Origin of the sequence: Demequina maris, from assembly GCF_000971155.1 — a bacterium.
Taxonomy (GTDB): Bacteria; Actinomycetota; Actinomycetes; order Actinomycetales; family Demequinaceae; genus Demequina; species Demequina maris.
This window is the reverse complement of record NZ_BBLX01000003.1, coordinates 158,771-177,150: the sequence shown is the minus strand read 5'-3', so window position 1 is coordinate 177,150 and position 18,380 is coordinate 158,771. Positions and strand designations below refer to the sequence as shown.

The 18,380-nt window shown below is 72.3% G+C and carries 14 protein-coding genes; 5 read left to right on the top strand and 9 right to left on the bottom strand.

The features are described 5' to 3' along the window. Positions 1–10 precede the first annotated feature (10 nt). Together AOM02_RS04780 and AOM02_RS04775 are read right to left on the bottom strand one after the other, a co-directional pair. Complete coding sequence (locus AOM02_RS04780; RefSeq protein ID WP_062297187.1) at positions 11–679, bottom strand: GAP family protein; 669 nt, start codon at positions 677–679, stop codon at positions 11–13. Position 680: 1 nt separating this feature from the next. Continuing rightward, positions 681–2,312 carry a SulP family inorganic anion transporter gene (locus AOM02_RS04775; protein WP_267127682.1) on the bottom strand — a complete coding sequence of 544 codons (1,632 nt, stop codon included), beginning with the start codon at positions 2,310–2,312 and terminating at the stop codon, positions 681–683. A gap of 180 nt (positions 2,313–2,492) precedes the next feature. On the opposite strand from AOM02_RS04775, the gene AOM02_RS04770 reads away from it, so the two are divergent. From AOM02_RS04770 to AOM02_RS04750, 5 genes are all read left to right on the top strand, one after another. Then, a complete protein-coding gene (locus tag AOM02_RS04770; protein WP_062297185.1) occupies positions 2,493–4,364 on the top strand; it encodes an alkyl/aryl-sulfatase in 1,872 nt (623 codons plus the stop codon). Positions 4,365–4,457: 93 nt separating this feature from the next. Then, entirely contained in the window at positions 4,458–5,351 is an 894-nt protein-coding gene (gene dapA, locus AOM02_RS04765; protein WP_062297184.1) for a 4-hydroxy-tetrahydrodipicolinate synthase, read from the top strand. A gap of 10 nt (positions 5,352–5,361) precedes the next feature. Further along, positions 5,362–7,044 (top strand): ribonuclease J, encoded by a 1,683-nt coding sequence (locus AOM02_RS04760; RefSeq protein WP_062297183.1) that lies wholly within the window; start codon positions 5,362–5,364, stop codon positions 7,042–7,044. A gap of 94 nt (positions 7,045–7,138) precedes the next feature. Further along, entirely contained in the window at positions 7,139–9,817 is a 2,679-nt protein-coding gene (locus AOM02_RS04755; protein ID WP_082104880.1) for an FtsK/SpoIIIE family DNA translocase, read from the top strand. Further along, the gene (locus AOM02_RS04750) at positions 9,802–12,060 is read left to right on the top strand and encodes a putative bifunctional diguanylate cyclase/phosphodiesterase (protein ID WP_082099681.1); all 2,259 of its coding nucleotides are present in this window, start codon (positions 9,802–9,804) and stop codon (positions 12,058–12,060) included. Before AOM02_RS04755 ends, AOM02_RS04750 begins: the two co-directional genes overlap by 16 nt. Positions 12,061–12,072: 12 nt before the next feature. On the opposite strand, the gene AOM02_RS04745 is transcribed toward AOM02_RS04750, so the two are convergent. Genes AOM02_RS04745 through AOM02_RS04715 form a run of 7 tightly spaced genes read right to left on the bottom strand, consistent with a single transcriptional unit; the run spans position 12,073 to position 18,358 of the window. Then, positions 12,073–12,936: an IclR family transcriptional regulator domain-containing protein gene (locus tag AOM02_RS04745; protein WP_228373773.1), complete on the bottom strand. Its 864-nt coding sequence runs from the start codon at positions 12,934–12,936 to the stop codon at positions 12,073–12,075. Then, complete coding sequence (locus AOM02_RS04740) at positions 12,891–13,553, bottom strand: TetR/AcrR family transcriptional regulator (protein WP_062297182.1); 663 nt, start codon at positions 13,551–13,553, stop codon at positions 12,891–12,893. The genes AOM02_RS04745 and AOM02_RS04740 overlap by 46 nt, the downstream gene beginning before the upstream one ends. A 49-nt stretch (positions 13,554–13,602) precedes the next feature. Then, positions 13,603–14,574 carry a phosphotriesterase family protein gene (locus tag AOM02_RS04735; RefSeq protein WP_062297181.1) on the bottom strand — a complete coding sequence of 324 codons (972 nt, stop codon included), beginning with the start codon at positions 14,572–14,574 and terminating at the stop codon, positions 13,603–13,605. A 13-nt stretch (positions 14,575–14,587) separates the two neighbouring features. Continuing rightward, positions 14,588–15,643 (bottom strand): DctP family TRAP transporter solute-binding subunit, encoded by a 1,056-nt coding sequence (locus AOM02_RS04730; RefSeq protein ID WP_062297180.1) that lies wholly within the window; start codon positions 15,641–15,643, stop codon positions 14,588–14,590. Beyond that, the gene (locus AOM02_RS04725) at positions 15,640–16,545 is read right to left on the bottom strand and encodes a shikimate dehydrogenase (protein WP_062297179.1); all 906 of its coding nucleotides are present in this window, start codon (positions 16,543–16,545) and stop codon (positions 15,640–15,642) included. The genes AOM02_RS04730 and AOM02_RS04725 overlap by 4 nt, the downstream gene beginning before the upstream one ends. Beyond that, positions 16,542–17,816 (bottom strand): TRAP transporter large permease, encoded by a 1,275-nt coding sequence (locus AOM02_RS04720; RefSeq protein ID WP_062297178.1) that lies wholly within the window; start codon positions 17,814–17,816, stop codon positions 16,542–16,544. The genes AOM02_RS04725 and AOM02_RS04720 overlap by 4 nt, the downstream gene beginning before the upstream one ends. Further along, positions 17,813–18,358, bottom strand: coding sequence for a TRAP transporter small permease (locus tag AOM02_RS04715; protein WP_156156084.1), 546 nt, complete (start codon positions 18,356–18,358; stop codon positions 17,813–17,815). Before AOM02_RS04715 ends, AOM02_RS04720 begins: the two co-directional genes overlap by 4 nt. Positions 18,359–18,380 lie beyond the last annotated feature (22 nt).

Here is an 18,380-nt window from a genome sequence, read left to right as displayed (position 1 = left end):
GCGGTCCCCATCAGAACTGGCCGAGCGCCTTGCCGACAAGCGAGACGCCGATGACGAGCAGCAGCACCGCCATGATGACCGCGTTGTTCGACGCCAGCCAGCCGCGGAGGGAGTCGAGCGGACCCCGCAGGCGGTCGGCCGCGACGAGGTAGCCGATCACGGGGACCGCGACCGTCGACGCCGCCAGCACGGTGAAGACCGCGATCGCGATCGCCGCGGACCCGGCGTCCGAGGTGGCCGAGCCGATCGCAAGTCCCGCGCTCGCGGCCAGCAGGAGGTTCTTGGGGTTGACCGCGGACATGAGGAAGCCGAAGCCGAGCGCCATGGGCAGGGACATCTTGTCGATCGCCCCCATCCACGCGGGCATCGCGGGCTCCTCACCGTCGCGCGGCCGGCCCCGCCAGCTGCGGACCGCCGTGAGGAGCAGCAGGGCACCCAGCACCAGCTGGATCACGCCCACCACCGGCTGTGGGCCCCCGTCGCCACCCGTGAGTGACGCCGAGAGCAGCGTGAAGATGGAGCTTGCGACCAGGATCCCCAGCACCCACCCCAGCAGGAACCCGACGCCCGTCACCCGCGCCCGCGGGGACAGCAGCATGAGGATCGCGGCGATGATCGGGATCGGGCTGATCGCGACGCCCAGCGCGAGGGGCAGCACCTCGCCGATGACGGCACCCATGTCACTCCTCTCGTGCGCGCATCCCCGCGCGCAGCTCCTCGGCGCGGGCGAACCCGCGTTCGACGGACTCCATCAGCGTGCCGGTCGCGGCGATGACGTTGTCCGGACCCAGCGTCGTGAGCGCGCCGGTGCGTTCCAGGAGATCGCGCAGGCGTGGCGGCACCCCGCAGATGACGAGCGCCACGCCGTCCTCGCTCATCTCGTTCGCCCGTCGCCCCAGCATCTTGAGGAACGTCGCGGACGGCACCCCGAACGATCCGCGCGCGGACACCACGAGCGCCGCGTCGCTCACGCCCGCCGTCTCCGGCCACTCCTCGTCGAGCCGCCCGATCTCGGCGAAGAAGCCGTGCCCCGAGTAGTGCAGCACCGTGGTGCGGTGCGACGGCAGCGTCGCGGGCGCATCGTCCACGTGCCAGCGGTCGCCCTCGCGCACCAGCTCGACCAGCTCGCCCGCGCGGCTGTTCTGGACCGCGGTGAGCACGATCGACAACGCGGCGCCGATGAAGATCGCCTGCTGCAGCGGCAGGGCGGTGGTCGCGACGAACGTGGCGACCATGGCCGCGAGGGACGCGGTCGAGGTGCGTGCCACGAGGCGGATGTCGGCGAGGCGGCCCTCGACGATCTCCGCGCCGATGATGAGCATGAGCCCGCCGATCACCGCCATCGGGATCTCGCCCGCGACGGGACCCACCAGCAGCACGATGAGCCCGAGCGACAGGCCCGCGAAGATGCCCGACCAGCGGGTCCGCGCGCCCGCGCTGGTCGCGACGCCGGTGCGCGACAGCGACCCGCCCGTCGGAAGCGCGCCGAAGAACCCGCCTGCGAGGTTCGCCGCGCCCTGCGCGGCGAAGTCCTTCGACGCATCGGACCTGGACCCGTCGGGGTTCGCGACCGCGGCGCTGATGCCGGCCGCCTGCGCGAGCGCGACCAGCGCGACCGCGAGCGCGCCGGTGACCAGCGCCGGGAAGGCCGACAGGTCGGGCAGCGTGAACGGGGGGAGGGAGCGGGGCACCGCGGCGATGTCCGCGACCGTCTCGATGTCGCCCGCGACCAGGAAGGCCGCGACGCTGGCGACGATCAGCGCGACCAGCGTCGCGAGCGCCCGCAGCCGCCTCACCTGCCGCGCGGCGAACCAGACGCCGACCGTGGCTCCCGCGACCGCGACGGTCGGCACGTCCCAGTCGCCCACGTGGGCGACGGCCTCGACCAGCTTGCCGACGGTGTTCGAGGAGGCGGGCGAGTAGCCCGTCGCGTCGTTGACCACACCCGCGAGGATCTGCACCGCGATGCCCGTGGTGAAGCCGGTCATCACCGCGGTCGAGACGAAGGCCATCACCGAGCCCATCCGCAGCAGGCCCATCCCCAGCATGATCAGCCCGACGAGGACCGCGAGCGTCGCGACGGCGCCGATGTCACCGGGATCCAGCCCTGCGGCGGCCATGACGCTCTGGGAGGACAGCGCGATCGCGCTCGTCAGGGTCGTCACCATGAGGACGGTGCGCGCGAGCATCGAGCCGACGATCGTGGGCACCACGCCCGACCAGAGTCCCAGGGGCGCGGCGAAGCCGCCGATGCTCGCGTAGGCCATGCCCTCGGGGATCGAGAACAGGCCCGTCACGAAGCCCGAGGACACGTCGCTCCACCTCGGCCGGGTGAAGGATCGCTTCGTGTGCGCGGCACGGGGCCGCCCACTGGCCATGACCCCACGCTAGCCGCGCGGGCGGGAGGGCGCGCGACGTCGTCGCCACCGGTTGCGAGCGGTGGGCCGCGGGACCAGGCTGGTGTCGGGTCCCCCTCGACGCCGGAGGCTGCCATGCGCCAGAACGACCCCATCCCTGCCATCGAGGCGGCGCATGCGCGACACCTCGTCGAGCTGCCCTTCGGGGACACGCAGGACTTCGCCGACGCCGACCGCGGCTTCCTCGGCACGCTCGCCGACCCGCGCATCGTCGACGAGGACGGCCGCATCGTCTGGGACGCCGCGGGCTACGGCTTCCTCGCCGGCGACGCCCCCACCTCCGTGCATCCGAGCCTGTGGCGCCAGTCCACGCTCGCCGCCAAGCACGGCCTGTACGAGGTGGTCGAGGGCATCTACCAGGTGCGCGGCCTCGACCTGTCGGTGATGTCCTTCATCGAGGGCGACACCGGCGTCATCGTGGTCGACCCGCTGATCAGCAAGGAGACGGCGGCGGCCGCGCTCGCGCTGTACCGCGAGCACCGCGGCGACCGGCCGGTCACCGGGATGATCTACACCCACTCGCATCTCGACCACTTCGGCGGCGCGCTCGGCGTCGTGTCCAAGGAGGAGGCCGCCGCGCGCGGGCTGCCGATCCTCGCGCCCGCGGGCCTCGTCGGGCACGCGGTCGCGGAGAACGTCTACGCCGGCACCGCGATGGCGCGCCGCGCCGGGTACATGTACGGCGCCGCGCTCGCGCGCGGTCCGCAGGGCCAGGTGGGCGCCGGTCTCGGCCAGACCACGTCGACCGGCCACCCGGGGATCGTCGTGCCCACGCACGAGGTGACGACGACGGGGGAGACGGTGACCGTCGACGGCGTCGAGCTCGAGTTCCAGATGGCCCCCGGGACCGAGGCGCCCGCGGAGCTGCACTTCCTCGTGCCGCGCTACGCCGCGCTCTGCATGGCGGAGAACGTCACGCACAACCTCCACAACCTGCTCACGCTGCGCGGCGCGCTCGTGCGGGACCCGAACATCTGGGCGCACTACCTCACGGAGGCGATCCAGCGCTTCGGCGACCGCGCCGACGTGATGTTCGCGTCGCACCACTGGCCCACGTGGGGACGCGAGCGGCTCGTGGAGTACATCGGGATCCAGCGCGACCTCTACAAGTACCTCCACGACCAGACCCTGCGGATGCTCAACAAGGGCATGACGGGCGCCGAGATCGCGGAGGACTTCGCGATGCCGCCCGCCCTCGAGAAGGTGTGGGGCACGCACGGCTACTACGGCTCCGTGTCGCACAACGTGAAGGCGATCTACCAGCGCTACCTGGGCTGGTTCGACGGCAACCCGGCGCGGTTGTGGCCGCACCCGCCGCAGGCCCTCGCGGAGCGCTACGTCGCGGCGATGGGCGGCGTGGACCGCGTCGTGGAGCTCGCGCGCACCGCGTACGACGACGGCGACCTGCGGTGGGCGGCCACCCTGCTCGACCACGCGGTCTTCGACTCCCCGGGGCATGAGGGCGCCCGCGCGCTCTACGCGGACACGCTCGAGCAGCTCGGCTACGGCGCGGAGAACGGCACGTGGCGCAACTTCTACCTGTCCGGCGCGACCGAGCTGCGCGAGGGCACCTTCGGCACCCCGGTCGCGACGGCCGCGCCCGACCTCGTGGCCCAGCTCAGCCCCGAGCAGATCTTCGACGCGATCGCCATCACCGTCGACGGGCCGCGGGCCTGGGACCTCGACCTGAGGCTCGACGTCGTGCTGACCGACCTCGACCGCGCGTTCCGCGTGACCTTGAGCCACGGGGTGCTCGTGGCGGTGGAGCAGCCGCCCTCGGGCGACGCACAGGCGACCGTCAGCCTCGCGAAGCCGCGGCTGCTCGCCATGCTCGCGGGGAACCGCGACGCCCCGGGCGTCGAGGTCGCGGGCGACGCGGCGGTGCTCGAGACGCTCCTCGGCGTCCTCGACCCGGGCGACCCGGGCTTCGAGATCGTCGTGCCGTAGGCGCGCGGGACGATGCGCTTCAGTGCCGCATCGTCCCCTCGCCGGGGCCCGACCGAGCCCGCCGGGGTGCCGTCGCGCGGTAGGTTGAGTGCCATGACTTCCTCCTCGCGACCGTTCGGAACGGTCCTGACCGCGATGGTCACGCCGATGCACGAGGGAGGCGCCCTCGACCTCGAGTCCGCCCAGGACCTGGCCCGATACCTCGTCGCGCACGGGTCGGACGGTCTCGTCCTGTCGGGCACCACCGGTGAGGCGCCGACCACGCACGCCCCCGAGAAGGTCGACCTGCTCGCCGCGGTCCGCGAGGCAGTCGGCCCGGACGTCACGATCCTCACGGGCGCCGGCTCGAACGACACCGCGCACGCGGTGCGCATGGCGGAGCAGGGCGAGGAGGCGGGCGCCGACGGCATCCTCGCGCTCACGCCGTACTACTCCAAGCCCTCGCAGCCGGGCGTCGTCGCGCACTTTCGCGCGATCCTGGGCGCGACGGGCCTGCCCGCCATGCTGTACGACATCCCGGGCCGCACCGCGCTCGCGATCTCGGACGAGTCCTACGACGAGCTCGCGGCGCACCCGCGCGTGGTCGCCGTCAAGGACGCCACGGGCGGCGTCGAGGCCGCGAAGGCCCGCATCGAGCGCACCGGTCTCGCCTGGTACTCCGGCGACGACCCGCTCACCCTCGAGTTCCTCCGGGCCGGCGCCGTGGGCGTCGTGTCCGTGTCGTCCCACGTGGTCGGCCGCGAGATCGCCGCGATGATCGCGGCGCACGACGCGGGCGACGCCGCCGAGGCCGAGCGCCTCCACGAGTCCCTCCTCCCGGTACACGCGGCCGTCTTCGGCGGCCCGGGCGCCACCAACGCGAAGTCCGCGATGCACTGGCTCGGCGTCATCCCGAGCCGCGCGATGCGGCTGCCGCTGCTTCCCCACACGCCGGCCGAGCACGACGCGCTGATCGCGCGCTTCGAAGCCGCCGGCCTCCATCCCTGAGAAGAGAAGAATGAGCTTCAACCCCGACCTCCTGCCGCCGCCCGCCCTCGAACCCGGCACGCTCCGCCTCGTCCCGCTCGGCGGACTCGGCGAGGTGGGCCGCAACATGCACGTGCTCGAGCTGGACGGCCGTCTGCTCGTCATCGACTGCGGCGTCCTCTTCCCCGAGGACCACCAGCCCGGCGTCGACCTGATCCTCCCGGACTTCGGCTACATCGAGGACCGCCTCGACGACATCGAGGCGATCGTCCTCACGCACGGCCACGAGGACCACATCGGCGCCGTCCCCTACCTCCTGCGGATGCGGCCCGACATCCCGATCCTCGGCTCGCAGCTCACGCTCGCCTTCGTCGAGGCGAAGCTGCGCGAGCACCGCATCACGCCCGTCACCCTCGCGGTGAAGGAGGGCCAGCGCGAGAAGATCGGCCTCTTCGACCTCGAGTTCCTCGCGGTCAACCACTCGATCCCGGACGCGCTCGCGGTCTTCGTGCGCACGTCCGCCGGCACCGTGCTCAACACCGGCGACTTCAAGATGGACCAGCTGCCGCTCGACGGCCGCATCACGGACCTGCGCGGCTTCGCCCGCTTGGGCGAGGAGGGCGTCGACCTGTTCCAGGTCGACTCGACCAACGCCGAGGTGCCGGGCTTCACGACCGCCGAGGTCGAGATCGGCCCGGTGCTCGACCGCCTGTTCGCGCAGGCCACCGGGCGCATCGTGGTCGCGTCGTTCGCGAGCCACGTCCACCGCGTCCAGCAGGTCATCGACGCTGCCGAGTCGCACGGCCGCAAGGTCGCCTTCGTGGGCCGGTCGATGGTGCGCAACATGGGCATCGCGGCGGACATGGGCTTCCTCAACGTGCCCGACGGCATCCTCGTCGACCCGAAGAAGGCCGACACCATGCCCGGCGAGCAGGTCGTCTACATGTCCACCGGCTCGCAGGGCGAGCCCATGGCCGCGCTCAGCCGCATGGCCAGCGGCGACCACAAGGTCACGGTGGGGGAGGGCGACCTCGTCATCCTCGCCTCGTCCCTCATCCCGGGCAACGAGAACGCCGTGTTCCGCGTCATCAACGGCCTCATGCGCCTCGGCGCGACCGTCGTCCACCAGGGCAGCGCGCGCGTCCACGTGTCGGGCCACGCGAGCGCCGGCGAGCTCCTGTACTGCTACAACATCCTGCGCCCGAAGAACGTCATGCCGATCCACGGCGAGGTGCGCCACCTGCTCGCGAACGGGCACCTGGCCATCCGCACCGGCATCCCGCACGACAACGTGATGTTCGCGGAGAACGGCACCGTGGTCGACCTCAAGGACGGCGTCGCGCGCGTCGTCGGCGCGGTCGAGGTGCACCACGTCTACGTCGACGGCTCGTCCGTGGGCGAGATCACCGAGACCGAGCTCAAGGACCGCCGCATCCTCGCGGAGGAGGGCTTCGTGTCCGTCTTCGCCGTCGTCGACTCGAGCAACGGCCGCGTCGTCAACGGCCCCGAGGTGCACGCCCGCGGCCTCGCGGAGGGCGACTCCGTCTTCGACGCGATCCTGCCCGACATCAAGAAGGCGATCGAGGAGGCCGCCCGCGGCGGCTCCACGGACACGCACCAGCTCCAGCAGGTCGCGCGCCGCGTCCTCGGCCGGTACGTCGGCACCAAGCTGCGCCGCCGGCCCATGATCGTCCCCATCGTCATCGAGGCGTAGGGAACGCCCGCATCGTCCCTTCCGGGGGACGATGCGGGGGTCCGGCGGGGTGGCAACCCCGCGCGGTCGTCCCGGGCCGCTACCGTGCTGTGCCATGGCACAGACGCGACAGTCCCGCCCCTCGACGAAGGCGCAGCCGTCCTCGCGGCGCACCTCGTCGTCGAGCTCGCGCGCCTCCCAGGCCACGCGCCGTCCGCCGGCGCTGCTGCGCGGCATCGCCGCCGTCGGCCGGGGCACCGCCAACGCGGTCGGCTCCGGCGTGCGCGGCATCGGCCACGGCGCCCGCGACGTCCCGCCCGCGGTGCGCCGCGACGGCATGGCGATCACGCTCGTGATCATGGCGATCCTCATCGCCGCCCGCGAGTGGTTCCAGCTGCCCAGCTGGGCCGGAACCGCGATCCACTTCGTCGGCGCGGGGCTGTTCGGCGTCCTCGCCTACGGCCTGCCCGTGGTGCTCATGATCATCGCCGTGCGGCTCATGCGCGCGCCGCAGGAGGAGAACACCAACCACCGGATCACGCTCGGCGCGCTCATGCTGGCGATCACCGTCGACGGCATCATCCACATCGCGCACGGCCGCCCCAGCCCGTCCGACGGCCTCGAGGGCCTCCAGGACGCCGGCGGCATCCTCGGCTTCGGCATCGGCACGCCGCTCGCGGCGCTCGTCACCGCGCCGCTCGCGGTCGTCGTGCTGGTGCTGCTCTCGCTGCTGTCGGTGCTCATCATCGCCGGCATCTCGATGCGCGAGGCCGCCGCCTGGGTCGCGGAGGTGTCGCACAAGGTGCGCCACGACGGCGCGCGCGAGGACGACGACGCGCTGGACCTGCCCGAGCACCGCACCCTTGAGCGCCCGGGCGACCCCAAGCCCAAGGAGCCGAAGCACAAGCGGCCCGGACGCGCGAAGCGCCTCCTCGAGCGCGCGCTGCACGGCGACCCGCCGCCGGAGGACGCGCTCGACTCGTACGAGGCGGACGAGGCCTTCGCCCACGCAGCGACCGTCGACCACAGCGAGTTCGACGCGATCATCGACCCCGAGGCGTCCCGCCGCGCCGTCACCGAGCAGATCTCGCCCTACGAGATGGCCGAGGACGTGCCGCCGTGGGACCCCGCGCCCGACGCGGCCGTCGCTCCCGACGATGCGGCGACGCAGCTCATCCAGGTGCCGGGCGCCGAGTCCGGCGACCCGCACCTGCCGCCGGCGACGCACGTCGTGCCGCAGGGGGAGCAGGGCGAGCTCGAGAACTCCAACCCGTACCTGCTGCCCTCGCTGGACGTCCTCGCCAAGGGCGCGCCGCACAAGGAGCGCTCCGCGGCGAACGACCGGGTGGTCGCGTCGCTGCGCGACGTGCTCGAGCAGTTCGGCGTCGACGCGGAGGTCACCGGCTTCACGCGCGGCCCGACGGTCACGCGCTACGAGGTCGAGCTCGGCGCGGGCGTGAAGGTCGAGAAGATCACGCAGCTGAGCAAGAACATCGCCTACGCGGTGGCGAGCGCCGACGTGCGCATCCTGTCGCCGATCCCGGGCAAGTCCGCGATCGGCATCGAGATCCCCAACGTGGACCGCGAGACCGTCGCGCTGGGCGACGTGCTGCGCTCGCAGGTGGCGACCCGCAACGACCACCCCATGGCGATCGGCATCGGCAAGGACGTCGAGGGCGGCTACGTCATGGCCAACCTCGCGAAGATGCCGCACCTCCTGGTCGCGGGTGCCACGGGCGCCGGAAAGTCGTCGTTCGTCAACTCGATGATCACGTCGATCCTCATGCGCGCCACCCCCAACGAGGTGCGCATGGTGCTCGTCGACCCCAAGCGCGTCGAGCTCACGATCTACGAGGGCATCCCGCACCTCATCACGCCCATCATCACCGACCCCAAGAAGGCCGCCCAGGCCCTCGAGTGGGTGGTGAAGGAGATGGACATGCGCTACGACGACCTGGCGCTGTTCGGCTTCAAGCACATCGACGACTTCAACAAGGCGGTGCGCGCCGGCAAGGTCAAGCCGCTGCCGGGCTCCGAGCGCCGCATCAAGACGTACCCGTACCTGCTGGTGATCGTCGACGAGCTCGCGGACCTCATGATGGTCGCGCCGCGGGACGTCGACGAGTCGATCCAGCGCATCACGCAGCTCGCGCGTGCCGCCGGCATCCACCTCGTGCTCGCGACGCAGCGCCCGTCCGTCGACATCATCACGGGCACGATCAAGGCGAACGTGCCGTCCCGCCTCGCGTTCGCGACGTCGTCGCTGGCGGACTCGCGCGTCGTGCTCGACATGCCGGGCGCGGAGAAGCTGATCGGCCAGGGCGACGCGCTGTTCCTCCCGATGGGGGAGTCGAAGCCGATGCGCGTGCAGGGCTCGTGGGTGTCCGAGAGCGAGATCCACGCCGCCGTCGAGCACGCCAAGAAGCAGGCCGACCCGGAGTACCGCGACGACGTCGTGGTCCAGCAGCAGAGCGCCGTGGTCGACGCCGACATCGGCGACGACCTCGACGACCTGCTCGCCGCCGCGGAGCTCGTCATCACGACGCAGCTGGGCTCCACGTCGATGCTGCAGCGCAAGCTCAAGATGGGCTTCGCGAAGGCCGGCCGTCTCATGGACCTGCTCGAGACCAGGGAGATCGTCGGACCGTCGCAGGGTTCGAAGGCGCGTGACGTTTTGGTCACACCTGACGAACTCGCGTCCACGCTTGCTGTCCTGAGGGGTGACTCTGGCGCTACGGTGGGCACGACCACGGCACACCGCGAGCCAGAGGACGGGGAATGGGTGGAGTCCTAGAGCTCTTCGCGCAGCCGGCATTCGTGGCCGGCGTCGGCGCTCTCCTCATCCTGCTCGCGCTCAACGCGTTCTACTTCTTCTGGCGGTCCGGACGCGAGCGCGACGCCCGCGACGCGGCGCTGGCGCAGGAGCGTGCGCTGCGCCGCCAGTTCGAGGCAGTGATGACCTCGTCGCGCGACGGCGTCATCATCGTCACGCAGGCGGGCGAGGTCGCGCTGGTGTCCGACACCGCGTGCGCGATCCTCGGGCTGCGCCAGTCGGACTCGGTGGGCAAGGCCGTCTCGCGCCTGCCCATCCGCGCCGTCGACGCGCACATGCGCCCCATGGTCCCCGCCGCGGCCCTCGCCCGCACCGAGGACGGCCGCCCGCGCGTCATCGGCGTCCCCGGCCGCCGCGGCGCGGACGACATCCGCTGGCTCCACGTGCGCGCCCGTCCCGTGGACGATGCGGCGGACGGCCGTCCGCTCACGATCGTCACCGTGATGGACACCACCGGCCTGCGCGAGGCCGCGGAGGCGCTGAGCCGCTCCGACGCGCAGTTCCGCCGCGCGATGGAGAACGCGCCCACCGGCATGGCGCTCATCGACCTCGAGTGGCGCCTCATGGAGGTCAACCGGGCGTTCGCCGAGATGATGGGCTCGACCGTCGCTGCGCTGCGGGGCACCCCGTTCAGCGCGCTGTCGCACCCGCAGGACCTGCATGCCGAGCGCGACCAGCTGCAGCGCCTCTACGACGGCCACCAGAACCACTTCTCGGTCGAGAAGCGGTATGTCAAGGCCGACGGCAACGTCGTGTGGGCCGTGCTCGACGTGGGCCTCGTGCGGTACGCGGGCGGCGCCCCCGACCACTACGTCGTGCAGGTGCGCGACACCACCGAGGTGCGCATGCGCTCGGAGCTCATGCAGCACCGCGCGATGCACGACCCGCTCACGGGCCTCGCGAACCGCAACCTCTTCAACGAGGTGCTCGGCGACCTGCTCGCGCAGCCCGACGCGGACTCGCGCGTGGGCGTGATCGCGGTCGACCTCGACGGCTTCAAGGGCCTGAACGACCGCTTCGGCCACGCGATCGGCGACAACGCGCTCGTCCACGTGGCGGGCGTGCTGCGCACCGCCACCGGCGGCCGCGGCACCGTCGCACGCCTCGGCGGCGACGAGTTCGTCATCGCGGTGCAGGACACCGACTGCTCGAAGGCGCTCTTCGAGATCGCGGCCGCGATCCACGACGGGCTGCGCTCCCCGCTCGCGGTGAAGCGCCACCAGATCCAGCTCGCGGCCTCGCTCGGCATCGCGATGGCGGACGAGGACACGATCGCGGGCGGCTCGGCCGCGCTGCTCGGCGCCGCCGACGCCGCGATGTACCGCGCCAAGGCGGCCGGCAAGAGCCGCACCGAGGTCTACGAGCCGTCGATGCGGATCGCGGACGACAACCAGACGGCCCTCGCCGCGGAGCTCGCCCGCGCGATCGAGAACGGCGACCTGGTGCTGCACTACCAGCCGATCCTCGAGCTCGCGACGCGCACCGTCGTGGGCTACGAGGCGCTCGTGCGCTGGCAGCACCCCACGCGCGGGCTGCTGCTGCCGGGCGCGTTCCTGCCGCTCATCTCCGACCGCGGGCTCGCCTCGACGGCGGGCGCCGCGCTCGTCGAGCAGGCGGCGCAGTTCCTCGAGCGCTCGCCCTCCGACACCGTGTGGGTGTCGCTCAACGTGTCCGCCGACCAGCTTGGCGACTCGGCCTTCGCGGACGGCGTGCTCGCCGCGATCGGGCGCCACCACCTCAGCCCGCAGCGCGTCGTGGTCGAGCTGACCGAGGCGTCACTGGTCAACCCCAACACCCGCATTCGCCACGAGCTCACCGAGCTGCGCAACGCGGGCGTGCCGATCCTCCTCGACGACTTCGGCACCGGCGTCTCGCCGCTGTCCTACCTGCGCGACCTCCCGGTCTCCGGCGTCAAGCTCGACATGTCCTTCGTCGCCGGCATCCCCGAGGACCCCGCCGGGGCGCGGGTGTCCCGCGCGCTCGGCGCCCTCGCGCGCGAGCTCGGCCTCGCGACCATCGCGGAGGGCATCGAGACCGAGGCGCAGGCGCAGTTCCTCGCGGACTGCGGCTGGCGCTACGGGCAGGGCTGGCTCTTCGGCGTCGCGCAGCCGGCGGCTACCGCGCTGTCGCAGCACCCCCACACCGGGACGAGCCTCATCGACCCGCGGCCGGCCGAGCCGGACCCGGTGCTGGGCGACCGCTAGCGGCCCCGGGCCTCAGCCTGCGTCGCGTCCCAACGCGACCGCCCTGAGGTCGTCCTCGATGGCCCGTGCCGCGGTGGACAGCCGCTCGACGGCCGTCGCGGTGTCGAGCCCGGAGCGGCCGGACACCGTCGCCACGCCGATCGCCGCGTCGACGCCGTAGGCCCCACGGACGGGCACCGCGATCGACCGCAGGCCGTCCTCGAGCTCGCCGTCGACCTCGGTCCACCCGCGCAGGAGCGTGCCCCGCAGGATCTCGCGCAGCGCGTCCGGATCGGTCACGGTGCGCGGCGTGCTGGCAGCAAGGCGCGCGGTGCGGAGGACCCGTTCGCGCGACTCCTCGGGCAGGCGCGCGAGCAGCACCCGTCCCATCGCGGTCGCGTGCACCGGCAGACGGGTCCCGACCGCGATCCTCACGCTGGTGATCCGGCGCGCGGCGGCGCGCGCGACGTAGACGATCTCGCCGCCGTCGAGCACGGCTGCGGAAGCGGACTCGCCGAGCTCCTGCGAGAGCCGCTCGAGGTGCGGTTGCGCGACCGCGGGAAGCCCGAGGGACGACAGGTAGCCCATGCCGAGCTCGAGGACGCGCGGAGTGAGCGCGTACGCCCGTGCCTCGTCGCGGACGTAGCCGAGGCGTCCGAGGGCGTCGAGCGCGTCGCGCGCGGCCCCGACCGCGAGACCGCTCCGTTCCCCGACCTCGTCGAGCGTCAGCGCGGGCCGGCTCGCGTCGAACGCGCGGATCACCGAGAGACCGGTGGCGATGGCGTCCGCCAACGCGTCGGGGGAGAGGGCGGCGTCCTGCTCGACGCCATCCTTCCCGCCGCCCGGTCCCGTCATGACGCGGCGGGCCCCGGCACGCTCGGCGCCGCGCTCAACCACGCGGCGACGACATCCCCGATGATGCGGCGGTGATGGTCGCGCAGCGCCGGATCGAGGAGGTCGCGGTCGAACAGGTGGCCGAAGGTGTGCCGGTTCGCCACCTGGAAGAAGCAGTACGAGCTGATGACGAGGTGGACGTCGAGCGCGTCGACGTCGTCGCGGATGACGCCCTGCTCCCGCCCGCGCGCGAGCACGCCGTCGAGGATGCCGAGCGCGTCGCGGTTGATCTCGCGCAGCGAGCCGAGCCGCGAGATGTACTGCCCGTGGTGGATGTTCTCGATCGAGACCAGGCGGATGAAGTCGGAGTGGCTCAGGTGGTGGTCGTAGGTGAGCTCCGCGAGCCGCCGGACGGCCTCGAGCGGGGGAAGATCGCCGGGGTGGAGGTCGTGCTCCGCCGCGCGGATCCCGCGGTACGCGTGCTCGAGCACCGCGAGGTAGAGCTTCTCCTTCGACCCGAAGTAGTAGTAGATCATCCGCTTGGTCGTGCGGGTACGGTCCGCGATGTCGTCGACCCTGGCACCCGCATAGCCCGAGGCAGCGAAGACCTCGGTCGCCACCGCGAGGAGCTCGGCCCGGGTGCGCTCGGCGTCGCGCCGTCGCGGCGTCGTGTCGGTCACGGCGTCAGCCTACCGATGCGGCTCACGGGCGCCGGTGTGCGTCGCGGGATCATGCGGCCTCCAGGATCCGTCGGGGGTTCGCGACCATCAGCGTCGCGAGAGTCGCGTCGTCGACGCCGGCGTCGCTCAGGCGCGGGAGCACGGTCGTCGGCAGGTGGTCCATCCGCCACCGCGGCGTGACGCGCGCCCGCCACGACGGCGGGGTCACGCGCGAGAAGACCGCCGCATCGTGGGACAGCACGATCCGCTCGGCGTAGCCGAGCTCGAGCAGCGCGAGGAGCGTGGCGATCCGCACCTCGTCCGACTGCACGTGCTCCATCCCGAACCGGTCGAACCCCAGGTAGGAACCGCGGTCCGCCAGTCGTCGCAGGTAGTCCAGGTCGTCCGTGTCGCCGCAGTGGCCGATCACGACGCGATCGAGCGCGACGCCGTGGGCGGCCAGCAGATCCTGCTGCGGCACCCCGCCGTGGGACGCCGCGTGCGAGTGCGTCATGATCGGGGCGCCCGTCCGGCGATGCGCCGCCGCGGCAGCGGAGAACACCCTGGTGACGTCCGGGGTCAGCCCGGCGACATCCGAGACGACCTTGACGACGGCCGCCCTGACGCCCGTGCCTGCGATGCCCTCCTCGAGGTCGCGGACGAAGAGCTCCTCGAGCGGGTCGGCCCCGGCGAGCAGCCGGCCGGGCCCGTGGGTGCCGAAGTACGGCGGGAGGGCGTGCGTCGCGTACCAGCCCGTCGCCGCGACGATGTGGACCGGAGCGCCCTCGGCCGCACGTCTCACGCGCGCGACGTCCCTGCCGATGCCCGGGACGGTGAGATCGACGACGGTGCGGATCCCGAGCTCCGCGAGCCGTGCGAACGTGTCGCGCGCCGCGGTGACCGCGGCCTCCTCGTCCCACTCGGGGTGCGGCAGGTCGCGGTCGAGCTGCGGGTCGAGCACGAACACGTGCTCGTGCATGAGCGTGGTGCCGAGCTCGTCGCCCGGCACCACGCCCATCACGGTGGGCACGTCACGCGCCATGGTGTCGTCCGTGTCAGCTCGCGGTCGCCCGCATCGCCTCGTAGACCTCGAGCGACTCGCCCGCGAAGGTGTCCATGAAGAAGGCCTCGGCCTTCTCGGAGAACGCGTCGCGGTCGACGTCGTCGACGATCTCCCACTCATCGCCGTCGCGCCATTCCTGAAGCGTGACCTCCTCGTCCGCGGTGACGCACCCGGTCACCTCGGTCACAGCGGTCTCGACGGCGGCGGTGAGCGCCTCCTGCTGCTCGGCCGAGAGCTCCTGCCAGATGGGGCTCATGATCACGAGGTTGGTGTTGAGCTGGTGGGCGGACAGGCTGAGGTAGTCCTGCACCTCTGCGAAGTTCTGCGCCACGATGTTCGTGATCGGGTTCTCCTGGCCGTCGACGGTGCCGTTCTGCAGCGCGAGGTACAGCTCCTCGTACGCGACCTCGGTCGCGGTCGCGCCCAGCGCCTCGGCGTTGAGGAGGTACTGCGGCGACCCCGGGAAGCGCATGCGCACCCCGTCCAGGTCCTCGGGCGTGCGGATGGGCGCGTCGACGGTGGTGAAGTGCCGTGCGCCCGCCGACCAGGCGCCCAGCGTCTGCACGCCCGTCGCCTCCGCGAAGCCGTCGATCAGCACCGAGGACTCGTCGCTCGCCATGAAGGCCGCGAGGTGGTCGGCGTCGTCGAAGCCGAAGGCCGCGTCCAGGACGCTGATCGGCTCGTACACGGCGCCGAGCGCCGATGCGCCCTGGATGTCCATGTCGATGTCGCCCGACACCACGGACGCGATGCGGTCCGCGTCGCCGCCCAGCTGGCTCGCCGGGAAGATCTCGATCGTGAGGCCGACATCGGCCGCCGCGACCTCGTCCGCGATGACCTGGGCGCCGCAGCGGTGCTGCGGCTGGTCCTCGGTGTAGCTGTGCGCGAGGGTGATCTCGATCGTCTCGGCGGTCTCCATGCCGGCGTCGGCGGTGCTCGACTCGTCGTCGGTGCTCCCGGCGTCGCCGCTGGAGCATGCGGCGAGCACCAGTGCTGGTGCGGCCGCGAGGGCGATCCACGTCGATCGCCGGGCTCGTGTTGCGGTCATTCTGCCTCCCCTTTCCTATGGCCCCGCGTCGCGGGGCTCCCGGCCGCCTCGGCGGCGATCAGGTCCTCGAGATCCGCGAGCATCGCCCGCCGATCCGCAGCTTCTCCGGTGAAGATCTCGAACGCATCGGCGGCCTGGTGCATGGCCATGCCGGTGCCGGCCATCACGCGGCATCCTCGAGTGCGTGCGCCCGCGAGGAGCGCCGTCTCCACCGGCCGGTAGACGACGTCGGCGACGAACATGGCCGGCCGCAGCAGCGCGGCGTCGACGGCGGCGCCCGGGTGCGCCTCCATGCCCATCGGCGTGGCGTTGACGAGCCCGTCGGCCTCCGCGAGAAGCGCCGGAAGGTCCGCCTGCTCCGCGGCGCGGGCGCCGCAGGACTCCGCGAGCGCGCGTGCGCGGCCGTGGTCGACGTCGACGATGACGAGGTCCGACACCCCGCGGTCGATCAGGGCGCCGGCGACCGCGGCGCCCGCGCCGCCCGCGCCGAGCAGCACGACATGCTCGCGCGCGCATCCCGCCAGCTCCTCGTCCATCGCCGCCCCGAAGCCGGTGACGTCCGTGTTGTGGCCGACCGTCCGGTCGCCGTCGAACACCACCGTGTTGACGGCGCCGACCGCGGCTGCGCCGGGCGACAGGGCGTCGAGCGCGCCGAGCACGGTCTGCTTCGCGGGGTGCGTGATGTTGAGGCCGTCGAAGCCCATCCGACGCGCGGACCCGAGCAGCGCGGCGACGTCCGCGGGCGCGGCCTCGCGCGCGCTGATCTCGATCGTCCGGTAGACGTAGTTGAGGCCGTGGCGCGCGCCCTCGAGCTCGTGCAGCGCCGGCGTGAGGGAGGGGGCGATGCCCTCCCCGATGAGCCCCACGAGGACCGAGCGGCGGCGGGCCGTCGAGGTCGTCATAGCCCGAGCACCCCCGGGAGCCACAGCACCGACGACGGCGCCAGGATGACGACGAGCACGATCAGGGCGATCGGCACGATGAACGGGAGGGTCCCGCGGAAGACCTCGCCCACGCGGGTGTGGGAGACGGACGCGGTCACGAACAGGACGGTGCCGACCGGCGGCGTGAGGAGCCCGATCATCAGCGACAGGATCAGCACGACGCCCATCACGATCGGGTCGACGCCGAACTCGGTCGCGATGGGCAGCAGGATCGGGACCACGAGCACGAGGATCGCGGTCGCGTCGATGACCGTGCCGAGGATCAGCATCATGATCGCGGACAGCAGCAGGAACATGACGGGGCTGCTGGTGACGGAGAACGCGAGCTCGGTGAGCATCTGGGGGAGCCGCTCGCGCGCCAGGATGTAGCCCAGCAACGACGCGGTCGCGACGATCAGCATGATGCCCGCCGTGGTGGTCACGGCGTCCTTGAGGGCCTCGATGAAGCCCTTCAGGCTGAGCGACCGTTGGATCACGCCCACCACGATGATGAAGACGACGCCCACGGCCGCCGCCTCGGTGGGGGTGAAGAAGCCGCCCAGGATGCCGCCGAGGATGATCACGGGCGCCAGCATCGGCAGGAGCACGCCCTTGGCCGACTCGCGCAGCTCGTGCACGTCGAAGTCGCCGGCCGTGACCGTCTCGCGCCTCCGCACGAGGATGTAGACCACGATGCAGAGGCCGACGGCGATCGCGAAGGCGGGTACCACCGATGCGGCGAAGAGCGCCCCGGTCGACACAGCCGCGAGACCCGCGAAGATCACGGCGGGGATCGACGGCGGCATCACCGGCGCCACCAGGGAGGACGATGCGGACACGCCGGTCGCGAAGCGCCGGCTGTACCCGTGGCGCAGCATCGCGGGGATCTGCACCTTGCCGAGCGCGGCGGCGTCGGCGACCGCGGAGCCGCTCATCCACGAGAAGGCCAGGCTCGTACCGATGGACACGTATCCGAGTCCTCCCCGCACGCGGGCGAGCAGTGCGAGCGCGAAGCGGAAGAAGCGCTCGGCGATCCCGGCGTGGTTGGCGAGCGTGCCCAGCAGGACGAAGAGCGGCACGGCCAGCAGCGGGAAGCTCGCGGCCGCGTTCGTCACGTGGCGCAGCGACATGCCCGTCGACTGGCCGATCGTCGCCATGTAGACGAGGGACGGGCCGAGGAACGCGAAGGCCACCGGCACGCGCAGGTGCAGGAGCGCGGCGATGGCGAGCGCCATCAGGGCGAGCGTCATGCGGCCGCCCCCTCGGACTCGGTGGTGTCCCGCAGCACGGGTCCGTGGATCGCGACGTCGACTGCCGCGACCGCCGCGCGCACCGTGATGGAGATGGCCCCGAGCAGCACCGGGACGTACACCCACGACATGGGCAGGCGGAGCACGGGGGACTTGATGATCCCCTGGGTCGTGACGAGCGCCCACGCCTCGACGGTCAGCCCCACGCCTGTCGCGGCGACGACTGCCATGGCGAAGACCTGCACGGCGCGCACGACCATGGGCCGGGGGATCGCGTCCGCGATCTCGAGGGTGATGTGGCCGCGCATCGTCACGAGCAGGCCGGCCACGATGAACGTGAGCCATACGAGCGAGAAGCGCGAGATCTCCCCGGTCCATGCGATCTGGTCGATGGGCAGGTAGCGCTGCAGCGCCTGGTGGAACACGAGCACGAGGATCGTGAGCATCGCGAGTGCGCCGAGCGTCAGCTCGACGGCGCCCATCACGGCTCCGATGCGCCGCAGTACGCGGAACCGGTGCGCGCCAGCGTCAGTGTCGGTCACGAGACGTCCTTGTCTCCTCCGT

Bases quoted from the DNA above. Each gene is read 5' to 3' on its own strand.
- AOM02_RS04760 (WP_062297183.1), top strand. From the start codon at position 5,362: ATGAGCTTCAACCCCGACCTCCTGCCGCCGCCCGCCCTCGAACCCGGC.
- AOM02_RS04780 (WP_062297187.1), bottom strand. From the start codon at position 679: ATGGGTGCCGTCATCGGCGAGGTGCTGCCCCTCGCGCTGGGCGTCGCG.
- AOM02_RS04725 (WP_062297179.1), bottom strand. From the start codon at position 16,545: ATGACGACCTCGACGGCCCGCCGCCGCTCGGTCCTCGTGGGGCTCATC.
- dapA (WP_062297184.1), top strand. From the start codon at position 4,458: ATGACTTCCTCCTCGCGACCGTTCGGAACGGTCCTGACCGCGATGGTC.
- AOM02_RS04735 (WP_062297181.1), bottom strand. From the start codon at position 14,574: ATGGCGCGTGACGTGCCCACCGTGATGGGCGTGGTGCCGGGCGACGAG.
- AOM02_RS04750 (WP_082099681.1), top strand. From the start codon at position 9,802: ATGGGTGGAGTCCTAGAGCTCTTCGCGCAGCCGGCATTCGTGGCCGGC.
- AOM02_RS04770 (WP_062297185.1), top strand. From the start codon at position 2,493: ATGCGCCAGAACGACCCCATCCCTGCCATCGAGGCGGCGCATGCGCGA.
- AOM02_RS04730 (WP_062297180.1), bottom strand. From the start codon at position 15,643: ATGACCGCAACACGAGCCCGGCGATCGACGTGGATCGCCCTCGCGGCC.
- AOM02_RS04755 (WP_082104880.1), top strand. From the start codon at position 7,139: ATGGCACAGACGCGACAGTCCCGCCCCTCGACGAAGGCGCAGCCGTCC.
- AOM02_RS04720 (WP_062297178.1), bottom strand. From the start codon at position 17,816: ATGACGCTCGCCCTGATGGCGCTCGCCATCGCCGCGCTCCTGCACCTG.